The organism is Dictyobacter arantiisoli, assembly GCF_008326305.1.
Taxonomy (GTDB): domain Bacteria; phylum Chloroflexota; class Ktedonobacteria; order Ktedonobacterales; family Ktedonobacteraceae; genus Dictyobacter; species Dictyobacter arantiisoli.
The window spans coordinates 34,069-50,292 of the sequence record NZ_BIXY01000003.1; the positions used below are offsets into that span (position 1 = coordinate 34,069).

9 protein-coding genes are annotated in these 16,224 nt (G+C 49.3%); 8 read left to right on the forward strand and 1 reads right to left on the reverse strand.

The window, feature by feature from the left end; all coding sequences use genetic code 11:
- Positions 1 to 168 precede the first annotated feature (168 nt).
- From F1593_RS01780 to F1593_RS01815, 8 genes are all read left to right on the forward strand, one after another.
- Complete coding sequence (locus F1593_RS01780) at positions 169 to 1,974, forward strand: hypothetical protein (protein WP_149399744.1); 1,806 nt, start codon at positions 169 to 171, stop codon at positions 1,972 to 1,974.
- Positions 1,975 to 3,756 (forward strand): hypothetical protein, encoded by a 1,782-nt coding sequence (locus F1593_RS01785; RefSeq protein WP_149399746.1) that lies wholly within the window; start codon positions 1,975 to 1,977, stop codon positions 3,754 to 3,756.
- A gap of 205 nt (positions 3,757 to 3,961) precedes the next feature.
- Positions 3,962 to 5,455, forward strand: a complete 1,494-nt coding sequence (locus F1593_RS01790; protein WP_149399748.1) for a hypothetical protein — start codon at positions 3,962 to 3,964, stop codon at positions 5,453 to 5,455.
- Positions 5,456 to 5,498: 43 nt separating this feature from the next.
- Entirely contained in the window at positions 5,499 to 6,386 is an 888-nt protein-coding gene (locus tag F1593_RS01795) for a CHAP domain-containing protein (protein WP_149399750.1), read from the forward strand.
- 74 nt (positions 6,387 to 6,460) lie between these two features.
- Positions 6,461 to 6,814, forward strand: coding sequence for a hypothetical protein (locus F1593_RS01800; RefSeq protein WP_149399752.1), 354 nt, complete (start codon positions 6,461 to 6,463; stop codon positions 6,812 to 6,814).
- 105 nt (positions 6,815 to 6,919) lie between these two features.
- Entirely contained in the window at positions 6,920 to 7,312 is a 393-nt protein-coding gene (locus F1593_RS01805; RefSeq protein WP_149399755.1) for a DUF3487 family protein, read from the forward strand.
- Positions 7,313 to 7,330: 18 nt separating this feature from the next.
- Positions 7,331 to 9,985, forward strand: coding sequence for a VirB4 family type IV secretion system protein (locus tag F1593_RS01810; RefSeq protein WP_149399757.1), 2,655 nt, complete (start codon positions 7,331 to 7,333; stop codon positions 9,983 to 9,985).
- Positions 9,986 to 10,960 (forward strand): hypothetical protein, encoded by a 975-nt coding sequence (locus tag F1593_RS01815; protein ID WP_149399759.1) that lies wholly within the window; start codon positions 9,986 to 9,988, stop codon positions 10,958 to 10,960. It begins immediately after the preceding gene.
- Between the two features lie 343 nt (positions 10,961 to 11,303).
- On the opposite strand, the gene F1593_RS01820 is transcribed toward F1593_RS01815, so the two are convergent.
- The gene (locus F1593_RS01820) at positions 11,304 to 15,875 is read right to left on the reverse strand and encodes a GAP1-N2 domain-containing protein (protein WP_149399761.1); all 4,572 of its coding nucleotides are present in this window, start codon (positions 15,873 to 15,875) and stop codon (positions 11,304 to 11,306) included.
- Positions 15,876 to 16,224 lie beyond the last annotated feature (349 nt).

The following is a 16,224-nucleotide window of genomic DNA, read 5'->3' on the forward strand; positions in this document are numbered from 1 at the left end:
GATATCTTTCTCTACTATAACAAGAGCTATCATGATCAGGCTGATGGTGACTTGAAAAATACATATACAGACTTTAGCATTATATTTTGAACTATGGAACAGTATTTTTAACTGCCGCGCTATTTTATATATGGGGTTGATGAGCTTGAATATTAGGAATCATGGACGATGAAGGAGACCTTGCGCCACCTTTATCGGCGGGCAAATGATAAAGCAAAATTATATATCGTGCCAGCCACTATTGGCGATACATGGCAGGCTGTGTTCGAGCGGGTCGCAGATAAAGCCACTCAGCGTCTACAACGTGGCAGCGCGCCAGCTCCAAAGCGCGGCTTTCTCTATCGTTTTGGTGTCACACTGCTCTGTTTCCTGCTCGGCCTGTATCTATTGATCAGCACCCATCCTATCTCTTTTAATGGCAACTCTACTGTTGCTAGCGCTGTCGCAACCCCTGCAGCCACTAGCAGTATCGCAAAGATTACCGCCTCGACCGGCTCTTTGTATGCACCCGGTAAAGGTGGTGTGGCACAGACCCAGAATACCCATACTACTACTCAGACCAATCAGCTAGCGGCGACCGGTGTAACCTGTGATCCGACCAATCCGATGTCTTATTATCAGGCCGGTTGTGATTTTTCAGACAGTAACTATCAATGCACCTATAATGCAGCCCCCGATACGGGCGGATCAGATAAGGCTGGAAGTCATCCAGCATCTGCCAATGATTATGCGTCATTCCATTGCACAGCCAATGGCAATACCTATAGCTGCAGAATTGCGGATTACACCGTTCCGATTTATAACCTGACCTGTAGTTATGGCTTTGCTTCAACTTGTCGATTGGCGGACTGTGTACTGAAAGGTATTACCTGTTACAATGCAGATCCGAAAAATCCGATTACGGGCTTACCGGAGCCTGCTCCCACCACCACTACTACTACTACCAATACTCTGCAAGAAGTGTGTCCTGTGCAGGTGAATCAGGATTGTTCTATCGTGCAATCAACTGGCAGCGATGTGCTAACGGGCGCGCATGGATTGTTGGGAGAGACGCCTGCCGCATCAACTTTCCAGGCACCTGCGGTGGCGAATGCCTGGCAGTCTATGTTGACAATTGTGGGTGCATTGTTTACCTTCGCCCTGGTAGTAGCCGGGTATCAGGTGTTGTTGGGACCTTTTAGCTCACGTTATGTCAATCTATCAGAGGCTGCGGGACGTGTGATTATTGCCGGAATCGCAGCTGTTGCCAGCTTATATGTCATCGGGCTGCTAATCGCGCTTACCAATGGTTTGAGTGTGTTTGTTGAAGGATTGCAATTTGGCGGAGGTAATGGGGGGAGTGTGATTGCCTCTATCTTACAATTTTTCGGTATTCAAACGGTGAGAGTAGGAACTCCTTCGGGGCAGTGGGGATGCAATGTGCAACAGTTCCTGGGAAATATTTTTAATCTCTCAATCTATAATCTGCAAGCAGCGAATAAGCAAATCACGGCTGATCAGCAGTCAGTCCTGGTATATGGAGACATCTCTACCATTGTGAATCATCTGACCGACTATATTATGACTCTATTAACGGTAGTACTGGCAATTCAGCTGATGATCCGTCTGGTCTTTCTCAATGGTTATATTATTATCAGCCCTCTGATGATTTTCTGCAATGCGTTACCGGGTGATACTGGTGCTAGCTTGATGCGACACTGGCTCAAAGATTTTCTGGCGCTCTTATTTGTACAGGTCTTGCAACTCTTCGCCGTGGTAGCGCTGGGAATGTTCTTTGCCGCGGCACAAACTGCTTTCGGCAATGATCCCTGGTCTCAGGCTATGATTGGCAAGATGGCACCCGTAGTTGGCTTGATGATTGTCTTGCGTGTGCCTAAATTGTTGAATTCTACCGCGACGTCAGTACTCTCATCGATCAGTTCTTCAATCACTGGCTCGGTCAGCGGTATTATCTTGATTGTGCGAGGTCTCTAGATGAAAGAGCGATTGCAGCACTGGCATGCCCTATGGACCGAGAAATCCTCTTCCTATCTTGATCCTCTTTTTGGAACAGAACAGCCTGAAGCAGGGCACAGGCGGCCTCACTTAAGACATATGGTGAGAAATGCTATCAAGGATTGGCAACAGGCTTCAGAGCCAGCTCCGAAGAAAAGTATCTGGTCTCGTCTGCTTGTCACGCTGGCTTGCTTTGCGATTGGTTTTTTGCTCTTACTCAATACTCATCCTGTTGCCTGGCAGGCAAGCTCTACCACGAGTGCAAACACACGCGCAGCTTCAGCACAGGGGATAAAACTTCCGAGCTATCAACCAGGCAAGGGTGCGGTCAACGACACGAACACCTTGCAATGTAATCTCAATGAGCCCGCATCTTATTATTTCCCCAATAACACCAGTGATAGTACGAAGGAGGCTCCGAATAATCCCAATGGCGGTTGTGCGTTCTCCACAGCCAATTATAGCTGTTCGTATGATCCGCTGGGCTCGGCCAATGGGAATGGTGACACCTTCGCCTCCTGCACGATTAACGGTGTTTTTTATGAATGTCCGATAACAGATGATAATGCCGCGCTCAGTACCCTGACCTGCCGAGATGGCAATGGTCATACCTGTAACATTACAAACTGTCCTATCAACGGGCCATGCATCAATACAGGGAAGACAGATGCTATCACTGGATTGCCTATCGTCGCAACTCCAACGGTGACCAGTGGAACGGCTTCACCGGAGTCTACTGATACCTTGGATGTTTGTCCCTTACCTGTGAAGGAGGATTGCACGACCATTGCAGCGGGGGGAAATGATGTGATTGGAGGGACGACTGGCTTATTAAGCACGACACCCGATACCTCAACCTATAACTCTGCCCAGGTCACAACAGCATGGCAATCGGTCTTGCTGGTAGTGGGTGGATTGGTTGCTTTTGCCCTGACAATCGCTGGCTATCGAGTGATGCTAAGTCCTTTCAGCACACGCTATGCCACTTCTGCTGAGACCATTGGCCGGGTAGTGATTGCTGGTGTGGCTGCCATTGTGAGTCTGTTCTTCATTGGTGAGTTGATCAGTATCCTGAACGCGTTCAGTGCCGTTGTAAAGACGTTTACCTTTAACAATGGCCTCAGCGGTGATTTTTCTACCGCCTTTGCCTCATTTTCAGGCAATAGTTTATCGTCAGTGGGTGTCCCCTCATCGCGCTGGGGCTGTAATGTGCAGCAGTTCTTCGGCAATGTGTTCAACATGTCAGTCTATAATTTACAGGCCGCCCGGAAGGATATCAATGCTACCCAGCATGCATCGCTGATATTTACTGCTTCCGCCAATTTGATCAATCATATACCTGATTATCTACTGACCTTGATGACAATTTTGCTGGCAATCCAACTGATGTTGCGTCTGGTATTTGTCAATGGCTATATTGTGATCAGCCCATTAATTATCTTTTGTTCTGCGCTACCAGGCGCGTTGAGTAGCGGTATTTTGCGGCGCTGGCTCCATGATTTTCTGGCCCTGCTAGCAGTCCAGTTTATTCAGTTATTCGCGGCAGTAGTTATAATTTTATTATTTGATGGTGCCCAGGCTGCTTTTGGTACTTCATGGCCAGGCCAGCTTATTGCCCGTTTCCTGCCGATCATTAGCATGATGATCATTTTAAATATACCCAGACTGCTCAATTCGTCGGCAACGACCCTGCTGTCATCGATTACATCCTCAATATCGGGATCAATCACAGGCATTACCCTGATCATTCGTGGCCTTTGATATTTTGTCCCTCTTTCCTACTCGCTATTTGTACGAGAATTTCTTACTATAGTGGAAGCCGTAGCATCGGCAATCACGATGTCAGCGGCATACAGTACCTTACCTATGAATCATCAAAAAATATTTATTTTCTCTCTGTATTACATGTGCTGAGAATCGTTTTATACATGATGGATACCATTTTGCATGTCAGGAGCATAGGGAGATGAAAAAAAAGCTTCTCCGCTCTATTACAATTATGATGCGTGCCATGTATGCATGGCTCAAACATTTTGCCTCACACGAAAACAAGCCCAGGGGCTTTCTTTATCGTGCAGGTGCGACTGTGCTATGCTTTGTAATTGGATTGTTTTTTTTATCCCTGGCCCATCCCATCTCTCTGTTTGCCTCTTCCAACCATTCTCAAAAGATTGTCATGCACGCTGTGGCGAAAGGGAATTCTAGCTCTACCATTCACGCGTATGTGCCTGGTAAAGGTGGCGTTACCAGCGCGTCCATGAATGCAGCTGATCCGGTCACCATTTGTTATACGAATGGGAATGGAAATACTGGCAATACGAGTACCCCTGATCCAATTACGAACTTGCCGCAAATTAAGGCCACTGGCACTGCCACTGCCACAACCAACGAGAAGGACCAATTAAATGGACAGCAGGCACCGATTTGTGAAGTGCCCGTGGATGCCACCTGTACTAGCACTCTTGGGGCTGATGATGCATTGGTGGGAACCAATGGTTTGCTGAACTCAACACCGGCTGCATCTACCTATTCATCAGGTGAGATCGTCACGGCTGAAAAGTCTATGCTAGGCATTGCGCTGGCTCTGCTGGTGATTCCCTTCGCCCTGGCTGGTTATCAGATTATGCTGAGCCCTTTTAGTGCGCGCTATGCCAATGGCGTTGAGCTGGTTGGTCGTATTATTATTACCGCCGCTGCCGCCGCTGTTAGTTTATACTTTATTGGCCTGGCTATCGACTTCTTGAATGGACTGGGCGCAACCATTTCTACCATCTCGTTTGGTACCATCGATCCCCAGGTGATTGCAATTCTGGCGAAATTTTTCCCATTTCTCGCAGGCCTGTCTAATGTTCATCGGACGGTTGCGATTGGTATGCCATCAGGAGCCTGGCAATGCAATGTACACCAATTTTTGGGGAATATCTTCAATCTCTCGGTCTATAACTTAGAGGCGGCAAATCAGCAAATCGATTCCGCCTCACAAGCTCAAAAGATATATGTTGCTACCGCGCACCTGATCAGCAACTTGCCCAACTATATCCTGACATTGTTGACGATTGTACTGGCAATTCAACTGACAGTGCGACTGGTATTTGTCAATGCCTACATCATTATCAGTCCTTTGATGATTGTGGTAGGAGCATTGCCGGGGGCGGAAGAGATTGGTCCAAGCATTATGCGGGGATGGTTGCGAGGTTTTATGGGTTTGTTAGCAGTGCAATTCGTGCAGCTATTTGCGGCCGTTGCCAGCATGCTATTGTTTACCACCGCGCAGGCCGACTTTGCCAATGATCCATGGGCATCAAGTCTGGTGGGAACGATGATTCCGATTGTCAGTGTCATGCTGGTACTGAATGTACCCAGATTACTTAACTCGTCAGCTACCTCGATGATTGCACAGATTGCCTCATCGATCAGTGGTTCTATGACGGGTATTGTTTTGATCATTCGAGGTTTCTAAGGATGCTGATTCATTCCTGCACAATCAATGGGGAGTCAGTCCAATGCTGAGACGCTGGCTGAGAACGCGCAGGGCGCGCAGACGTTTGCGGCTTGGTCTGATTGTGGTAGGAATCGTAAGCATTTTTATCGTTGCAACCTGGAATGTAGGAGAGAGCGCTACAGACATTGCTCCATCGCAACCTGTGCACGCTCAGGCCAGTCGCATGACACCGGCTGTGTGGGCAAGCACTACCGTGGCTACGCCTGCTCCAACGATAACCGATAATACGTCAGCGGCGCTTCCTCTGCGAACAGGACCATTGGGAGCACGGCTGGCAGCTATAGCAAGCGCCATGCAAGGACATCTTTATGGTCCGCTTGCCAATCAATATGACGCGCATGATGTTGTGTTACAGAGTGCTTTACATTATTGGAAGAGCACCTGCCATAATCCTGATGGTTCGTTTTGCGATGAGGCAAAGAGTGGCTCACTGCAATGCGTCGAATTTGTCACTGGTGTCTTTGCTGCGGTTGGTGATCCACTCCCGGTCAGTGGTATTGGTCAGGCCAATCAGTTCTGGCAACTCTATCAGCGGCGTGCCGGTTGGCAGGAGATTCCTGCCGGTGGTATGCCCCAGCCGGGCGATATCGTGACCTGGAGTGAGGACCCTGATCCTTTGAATCCAACGCAAGAGGTCTATGGACATCTGGCATTGGTCGTGGCAGTGCAGGCCCCGGTTGGACTGCGTGATGGCTCTATCAAGATCGCGCAGGCGAATGCGCCGGGCTCGCTCTATCCAGGCAGTGGACATACTGGCAACTTTTATCTGTTACAGTGGCATGGGCCAGCCTATCTTAAGGTTCATCGGGCTGACAAACATCCGCCTGAGGCCCTTGTTTCATGGCCGCGCTTCCATGTGCAAGGATTTATTCGCCAGCTGGATCAGTAAGCGTATTATTTTGTCACGCTTCATTTTTTGATTTTTTATGCGAAATGCATAAGATACAGAAAGGAATTCATCAGATGTCTACAATAGCTACAATTGCATTAAACATACCTTTTAGTGCTATCCATGTTTCACTGACCTCATATTATCAGATGACGCACCATATTGCTACCGTCTGTCCTGTCAATTCTCCTAATGCCCCGACACAAATAGAAAGCGCGATTACTAATATTGTGAACTTTATGTCCTCCCTCGGAGCTGTTGTTTGCGCCCTGGGTATTGCAGTAGGCGGATTGATGCGTGCAACTTCCTTTGGTAACGAGCGTCGCGTCTCAGAATCCAATATGGCGATTACCTGTGCTGTGATTGGCCTGGGTACAGTCTTGCTGGCTCAGACACTGGGCACCTGGCTTGGTGGTATGTTTTGTTAAGATATGTGTTGCCGTGCAGCCATATCTGGTTGTTTAAGATATGTGCTGCCGTGCAGTCTTATTTGACATCGTCAATAAGTGTTCCCCTGGAAAGAGTCGCAAGGGATGAAGAAAGAAGAGTTTCCAACTTTTTTAAATCAGCAACCGACGGTCGTTTTTGGACGTACCGGACGGGAACTGTTGATTTTTTGTATTGGGCTGGGTCTGGGTTTTATGATCTGGACAGACCTGCGTTTACCGGCTACAGGCGTCGGTGTCATTGTGTTGAAGGCTATTCTGGCGGTTATCCCTATGATCCTGTGCCTGATTGTGGCTTTTGTCAAAGTTTCGTCTCGACCGCTGGAAGATTGGGCTGTGGTATTACTGTTATATATCGCTCTTCCAAAGGTCTATCTCTATATGCCGCTTGAAGAAAACGATGACGATGATGATCTTACTGATGCGTATTCTGGTTTAAATAGACCAATCAATCCTGATGATGATGATCGCTACAATTAATAAAGGAGGAAGGTATCTATGTCAACTGCTCCAAAACCTCCAGGTATGTTGGTAAATACGCCACTGAATGTTTTGAACACCTTTGTGAAGCTGCGTGATGTGACCAACGATGTGGCGTGCGTCAATCTTGGCCGGAAAAGTCTCGATTACCGTGCTATTGTCAAAGTCTTTCCAATGAACTTTGCACTGCTTTCTGAGGATGAGCAAGAAGGTGTTATCGAGGGCTTTAAAGAATTTCTGAATGGTATTTCCTTTCCGATTCAGGTGCTGATTCGCAATCTGCCCCATAACTTGAATAGCTATTTGCATGTGATGGAATCGGTGGAAGGGGATCTGGAAGAGATGGCGCACGACCATGCGAAGTTTGTACGCCAGCTTTCCTCACGACGCGCGCTGGTGAAGCGCGAGTTCTATATTATCTTGCCCGCCGATCAGCAACCAAGCAAAAATTCGGCTGAGTCGGCTATGAATGCGCAGATGCAGCTTAAATTGCGTGTCGATGAGCTGTTACGCCAATTGGAACGCGTTGGCTTGAATGGACAGCGTCTGACCAGCCTGGAGATTGTACGGCTCTATCAGGGTTGCTTTGTGTCCACCGAGGGATGGAGCCGTCCCACGACGAAAACGATGCTGGACGGTACCAATAGCTTGATGCGCTCTGCCTGGGAGCCTGAATCTCGTCCCTCCTCAGCCCTCTCGCAGATGGCACGCTCTGAGAACAAGCAGGCTGCCGCACAGGCGGGTAAAAAACAGCCCAAGAAGAAGCCGCAGAAGCAGAAAAAGAAGATTCCTGGCCTTACCCAGGTGGCGGAATTGATCTCTCCCAGCTCAATTGAAATTACGCCTTCCTACCTGCGGATTGATGGCGAGAACGATCATGAATATACACGAACCCTGGCCCTGGTAAGTTATCCCCGTAGCGCTTATCCGGGATGGTTTGAGAGTATCATTCAGGTTGATGAGCCGAACGTGGATTTCAGCATTCATATTCAACCCTTGCCTCCTGAAGAAGTAAATGCACGCCTGGCACGTAAGGCGGTCGAGTTCCGTGGCTCGGTGATTTTTTCTGAGCGCCAGGGACGGACGGCTAATCCTACTTCGACGATTGCGTTGAATGACGTCGAGAAGTTACGCGAGAACCTTGCCCGTGGTGATGAGCGCGTCTTTAATATCTCTACTTTTGTGCTGGTACGTGGCCGTGATCGCCGCGAATTGAGCGAGCGGAGTGATCGTCTGATCGCGGTTATCCGTAGTATGGACTTCCGCGCCCTGCCAGTGCGCTGGCAACACCATATGGGCTTGCTCAGTTGTTTGCCCGATCTCAATAATCAGATCATGCGTGGACGCCTCTTTGGTACTAATTCCGCCGCCACCTTCTACCCCTTCACCGGTAGCAATATCAGTATGGACACTGGCGTGATGTTTGGAGTCGATCCCAATGGTGGTTTGATTATCCTGGACCCCTTTAATAGCGAAATATTGGAAAATGCCAATATGGTTGTCTTTGCTAAATCGGGTGCCGGTAAAAGCTTCTTCCTGAAAACGGTCACCTGCCGCCTGCTGCCTACAGCCAACGTCTTTGTCATCGATCCAGAGGCTGAATATAACCATCTGTGTGAGCAGGTGAATGGACAGTATGTGCGCCTCTCATCTGAATCCTTAGAGATCAATCCCTTTGAATTGTATGGGAATACCGGCAAGGCTCCTGATCCTGAGAATGAGGATGATGCAGTGGAAGAAGGGAATTTCTTCCGTGAGAAATTGCTCAATCTGATCACCTTACTGGAATTGCTGCTGTCGGATGAAGGTGTTCTGACCCAGAAAGAGAAGGCTTTTCTCTATCGCTGTCTGATCAAGACCTACCAGAACCGTGGTATTACGATGGAGAGTTCCACTCATGGACGCGTGCCACCCAATATGCAGGAGTTCTATGTGATCATGTCGAGCTCGCTGCGGGGCGACAAACGTTTCGGGGTTGGCGATGATACCTATGGATTGAGCGAGCGTCTGGAACGTTACCTGCACCTTTTCCCATCCCGCACCAAAGTTGTGCTGGATAATCGTTTCATTGATTTTAATATTCGCGAGTTGAATAATACGCTGAAGCCAGTGGGACTCTTTTTGATCACCGAGTTCCTGTGGACGAAGATGCGTCAGGCTCGCCAGGCTCTGGAGGGTGAGGCAAAAAATACAATTGTGCTGATTGACGAAGCATGGTTGTTGATGCAATTCCAGCAAGGAGCCAAGTTTCTTGAGGAATTTGCCCGCAGAATTCGTAAATATGGTGGTGGCCTCTGGTGTACCACACAGAATTCGGATGACTTCTTGAGCTCGGATGAAGGAAAGACGATCCTGGCGATGGCAACGATGAAGTTTTTGATGAAGCAGGATAGCAGCACCATTGATTCGGTTACCAAAACCTTCCGTCTAAGCCCTCGCCAGCGTAGTATGTTGTTGGGTGCCCGCCGTGGTGAAGGTCTCTTCGCCACTCGCAACTGGACTCCCATGGAGGTCGTTGCCTCGCCGAAAGAGGCAGAGATGGCAAATACCACCATTGCTTCTTCGTTATCTCATACTGTGGCGGAACAGGAGGCTGAGTTAAACAATCTGGCGGAGTTTGATGAGAATATGCTGTTTCAGGGTGCCTTCGCAGATGGGGGAGAAAGGCTGTAAATGAAGCTATTTGGAAATGAGGAAGCCGCTGAACCAGCTTCTACACGCGAACAACTTGCGGTCCGCTTAGGAATTATTTTCCTGGCGGCCGTATTGATCATCTGGCTCTCTGGCGGTTTTCCACCCACTGTCTGGACCCTGTTAATAAAGATTTTCCTGTACTGGAATGTCTATTGGTCCACCAAACACAATGGATTGGGCGTACCCCTGATTATCTTAATTATCCAGTCACTGCTGCTGCTGGTTGCCTGGATCTTGTTAATTGTGAGTGTGGTACGTGAAATCAGAGGCTTTTTATCCCCTGAGGATTATAGCTCTCCCATTGAGCCTGTGCCGGCTGTTCAGGCTGTTCAGACGCCTGAGCCAGCCGCAGTGGAGAATGTGGTTAGTCGTAGCAAAACGGCTCGACAGGCGACTCAGATGCTACCACCAACCCCAACAGCTACGCGGAAGCGTGCACCTGCACCGGATGCAACGGAAAATACCGGCAGCCTACGTAATCCATTTGAGATAGATACCCAACCCACGGTGGTAAAGGCGGGAACTCGCAAGCAGACGACGGCTAAAAAATCGTCAGATGCAAGCAATTCACGCACCACTAAAGTCCCCGAGCCTGCCAGTAAAGCTTATACCCCCCGTGATCCTTTTGATGTGCAATTGGATGTGCTGGATCTATTTGATCAGGCGCAGCAATCAGAAGATGATCCTTTCTCACATGACAAGGTGGATATTGCAGAGGAACAAACAATTGTAGAGGAGCCAGAGCAAGAAGAGCCAGCAGAATTCGTGTATGGAAATCCTTTTGAAGGACCGCTCCCTGAAGTTTTTGAGTACGATGCAGACCTCAAGCGATCAGTTGATGATATGAACACGGAGCGGGATGCTAAGGCCGCTGAAAAGCTTGCTGCCAGTAAAGATAAGGACAGCAAAAAGATTGCCTCAACCAAAAAAACTGCTGTAGATCCAGACGCATAAGAATGTGTTAGCCTCCCAGTACCATCGGGATCTTGCTGCTCACTGACTGGCAGGCGCTTGCGCGCCTGCGCCCTTTTTATTGTGTGGTGCAGGAAAGGTGCGCAGCACCTTTCCTGCACCACACAATAAAAAGATGTTTGAGCACCGCAGGTGCGAAAACTCATGCACAGAGACCGTGGAGACCACGGGGGGCTGACACTCTCTGAGGGGATGTTAGTCACCCCTCTTTCATTGAACAGGAATACACCTATAATGCATTCTCCCTTAATCAACTTTCAAAGAAAGGCATCTCATTCATTTACAGGTGTGGACCATGAGACGCTGACGCTTCGTTATGAGCGGTTTACCAACCAGTATCGATGTTGATCTGATCTTTATAGCGTTTCTTGCGCTCTTCCAGCCAGCTATCCAGATCATTGCGCTCTTTCAAGAGTCGTTCGGCGAAGCGTTCACGGCGGCGGAAGATACGCAATACCTGTTTAACGTCCGTCTCGGTAAAGGCATGATCCTCGACAAGTACCCGATAGGTATCTGGTTGATAGGCTTGAAAATGATCCAGTACCCGTTGTTCCAGTAAGAACTCTTCAATGCCGCACTGTCCCTGCTTGATACGGGATTCGATACCCGAGTTAATAAAGACGTTATCAATAAGATCCTCAAGTGCTTTCTTGCGCAGGAATTGTTCATTGTGTTGCTGCCATTCCTGCAGATCTTTCTTCTCTTTCTTATAGTATGAGCGGTCTTTACTATTCCAGGGGGCATTTTTGATCAAGGGATCGATGATGCTCAAGCGATAGCTGATATAGAGGCGCTTGAAGGTATGGACTTTATTGAGCTGATCCAGCATGATAGATTTGGATTGCACGGTACCAATGCTGGTACGCGCCTGCGTTTCCTGGATGGATTGCTCAAGGGCTTTGAGGATTTCCGCGTTGGGTTGCGCGATGAGTTTAGAGAGTACACGCGATTCGCGGGGCTTGCGCAGTGGGCGTGTGGCGCGACTTTGTGCTGCCAGTTCTTCTGGCAAGTTTGTGATGGCCTGCTCTATCTCGGGCGTATAGATGATGCGTTCTCGATGGATTGATTGTTGTACCTCCTGGTGTGCCTGTTGGAGCGCTGCGAAATCTTGCAGTTTGTAGGAACTTACCACGTCCCCGGCCAGCAGTGCGATATCCCTTTCCTCATGGCTGACATGGGTACCTGGATATTGTACCTCTTTAAGAACATTTTGATAGGCTTGCGCGATCGCTTCAACATCTCCATTCTGGATAGCATACTTGAATTGTTGTAAGACAGCATCAGCGTAGACCTGATGCCGGCGCTGGAGATAGTCATGCCAGAGCGTCTGAAGCGCAGGCTGCCAGAGGGCGCTCTGGCCCGTAATGCGGGTGTGAACTGTGATATCGATATCCGCAAAGAGTGCCTGGCAGAAGGCATCCAGGAAGGTTTCTTTATAGGGATCGAGGAGCTCTTGTGCCTGTTCCAGCGCGATTTTAAGATAGGGCATCAGCCGTACAATCTCCGGTTGTCGCTGGTAGCGGTCATTGACATGTGGAGCGATATCGAGCAGGACGGTGGTGCTGATCGTTGTCTCAGCCACCTCGGCGTTCTGTCCTGTCAGGATGGGTCCCAGGTTGTCGATCAGCCGCGTAAGATCCATTTCTGTATCTATATGCTCAACGAGAATGGGATAGATGCTGGCGGCCAGATGTGTGCGAGCTTCCAGTTGCAACTGCTGCATCTTTTGAATCTGTGGCTGTGTTGGAGGTTTCGCCAGGCGTACCCAGCGTTTACTCAGTTCCGGTTGCTGGAGCAACTCACCAATTGAAAGCCAGCCCTGGATATAGTCGATCAACTCAGGAGTCAGCTTAAGGGCGGCGCTCTGGGAGCGTGTGTGCAAGAGTTGTAAAAATGTCCGGGTGCTCTCCTGCGTGAGGTGACTGGCGTCGAAAGTCGTCAGATAATGGGTGAGTAGTGGTGCAAAGGCTTCAGGCCAGTTATCCTGTTGAATCAAGGCCAGACAATCGTTCTCAATGAAGGTGATTGTTTCCTCCGGGGTCAAGCAGGCTAATTGTAGTAATTCTTCCACCAGGGCGGGCTGTTCCCGTGCCGCAAGCAGTAAGTTACCCAGCATCTGTGTTTTATTTGGATAGGCGATCTCGATGAGATGCTGGAAGAAGTGCAACGTGTTCGGAGCGGTCTCCTCATTGATAATCAACCTCTGCAGGACAGTCTCAAATGTTTGCCCGCCTTGTGGACTGGTTAGCAAGCTCGTGAGCCTGGATGCTTCCAGGGTGACGGGAGTGCGCAATACCTGTTCCACCGCGCGGTTATGCCAGCTCGTGGGAAGATTTTCATTAGCGATCAGCCGCCCAACCGTATCCCATGAAACGTCGAGCCAGGGATGAAGCGCGCTATGGTTATGGAGTGTCTCCAGTTGTGCCCAGGTTTCCAGCAAGCCACGCTGAATTTCCCAGGGATAAATCAAATCCACTTTGTCGTTTTGCAGGGTCTCGGTAAGATAGTCCAATAAGCCAGAACCTTCGTCAATCCATACCGCTTCCAGATAGTGCTGTGGCAAGGCGTGGACCAGGACACGTAAGAGTATAAAGAGATTGTGCTTTGAAACTTCGCGGACAGCGTGCTCTTCCTGACTGAGCATCCGATCAATCTGGCTGTAGATTAAAGGGAGCATCGATTCAAAAATAAAGATTTCCAGGTTCTGGGCTACTTCGCTATCGGGAGCAGCTTCTGTGCATTGCCGAATAATAATAGAACATTCTGAACCCTGGCGCTGCCACCATTGCTCGTAGGTGGATGTGAAGATGTACGGCCAGAGATGTCCCCAGAGATTAAGCCAGATCTGGCAGGCCCCGATATCCGTGGCCCGTAAGGCGGTCAGAGTAGAGAGCATCTCATTCCAGATCGACCAGACAGGCCAATCTGCTGAAGAGTGTAGCCCCTTCTGACTATCCGTCTGTTGAATGATGGCAACGGCGTTTTTGACGAGCAGATCTCCAATCTGATAGAGATGTTCTGCGATGAAGGGATTGTGTTGAGCGAGCTGATTGAGTTCAGAGGCGCGCTGTTTGCCATACGCATTCCACCATTCCCAGTGTAGTTCGCTATATGGTTGTGTTGCAATGAGCTGAAAAAGATAGATCCAGACCACTGGCTCCTGCTGTGGCGTTGCGATCTTGCTGAGCTTTTCGTGCCAGTCATCGATTGCCCAGCGGTCCTTTTCCTGGAGTGCTGAGAGGATCTTATCTACCACCTTTTTGCCGAAGGGGGTCAGGGCAGTAACCAGACTCTCACTACTTTGTAGCTTGAGGGTATGATGGATGGTCAGGAAGATGTTTTCCCCTTTGATTTGCCACCAGCGTTGAAAGACCCGTCGGGCCAGATCTTCGGCACTGAGCGCTTGTACCAGATGCAGCCAGACCGGCGCAAATTGTCGTAGTGGTGCAGAAAGCTCTAGCATATCCACCCAGAAGTACATGCTATCAATATTGTTGGCATTGATAGCATCATTGACCTGCGTCGCAACCAGTAATCCTATTTCATTCATCGCGCTCTGGAGCGTATCGATAACCAGCTGGATATTTGAGGGCAGAGGATAATTGGTATATTTCTCCAGACAGGCGAAACAGGCCACTAAATCCTGGCGGCAGGTTTGTTCCCACCAGCTACGATTTCTGGCGATCCATTTAACGATGGTCTGTTGGACATTGGGACGCCGGAGACGCTCCAGATCCGCGAGCAGTGGTGTCTCTTCCTCTACAATATTGTCCAGACGTTGCTTGACGATGTTGATCAGTTCTTGTACATCATTTTGTGTCGGGGCATCCTGGCGCGAAATATAGATGCGCATAAAATGTGCGAGATCGCTGCACTGTTCTGTCTCAGCCTGTTTGAGCAGGTCTGTGAGGTCACGATAGCTATGCTCATTCTCTTCTAGCAAACAATCGACCGCAAAGAGGACAAAGCGGGCCAGAACCGTCTCCGGCATCAATGGGGTAACGCGACCATTATAGCAATTCAAGGCGTAGCCGTTAACACCCTGATCCTGATAGTAGGCAGCGGGCAATTCACCTGTCTGAGAGGTCAGCCAGCAGGTGCCCGTAATGGTAGGCAGGATATTGGTATCCCCTGGATAGCCATAGATCGAGGCTGGACGGGCGCTATCGACACGTTCATAGGTACTGAACGTTAATTCCTGCATACTCTCCAATGTGCGAGGCAGGCTATGTGTCAGTCCCCAGATCAAGCCTGCCACGATTTTTGGCTCAGCCGCAATGTAGATACGTTGTCCAGGCTGACGCATCAGGAAAGCGCGTAGCATAAACTCTAATTGCTCGCGTGGTAGCTGATTGAGATCTTGACGGCTCAGACTGCCTGTACGCATCCGTTCGCTCTCAACAGGGACTGTCTCTGGTTCCTGGAGCGTTGGGAATGCGACACGCGGCAACGTGCGTTCTTCAGGAGCCAGTTGATCTGAGGTCTTCCAATAACTGGCCCCCCAGAGGCTAATTGCCTCACGGGCCGTAAAAGGGAGGGAGGTATTGAGCGTTGAAATGGCTGGCAAGTCCGTCAGCAAGTGGGTAAAGAATGATCCTGACGTACTCTCATCATCCGGGGGGAGATAACTCTTATGAACGAGAATACGCTCCTGGTCCGCTTGCCGAAAGGCCAGCGAAACAGGCGCCTGCTGGGGTGGTAACTCGGATGAATCCTTCTGATTTTGTGGCAGCACATAGGTAACATATTTGAGGAGTGTCTGTATACGATCACTATGAACATTGACCGAGTTGACCTCCTCCATCAGACCTGGTGACGCCGCACGGATCTGGAAACCCGCATCCCCAAATCCTCGCGTTGACCAGGTATACCAGAGTTGTTCACTCTCCGTCCTCATTGTCCTACCGCCTTTGCCTCCCTGATAGTGGAATAGGCTCTATTTATTGTCGCTCTTATATGAATTCAAGGAGTAAAATAATATCCTATACACGCAGAATCTATAGAAGTGGATTTATACAGCAATGCGGCTAATTATCATCCTTGATGTGAAAAGCAGGGGTACCTCGTGATCAAGTGAATTGCAGGGAATGCAATCCCCTGACCGGGTCCAGGGCAGTGCCCTGATCTCTCCCCTCACCTGCTCGCGTAGCGGGCAAGTTTTCACATGAGGGTGGTCAGTGTATTAGCAAGATAGATAAGAATTATGACCGTAGCCAGGCTGGAAATCTTGATCAAGTATAATATAG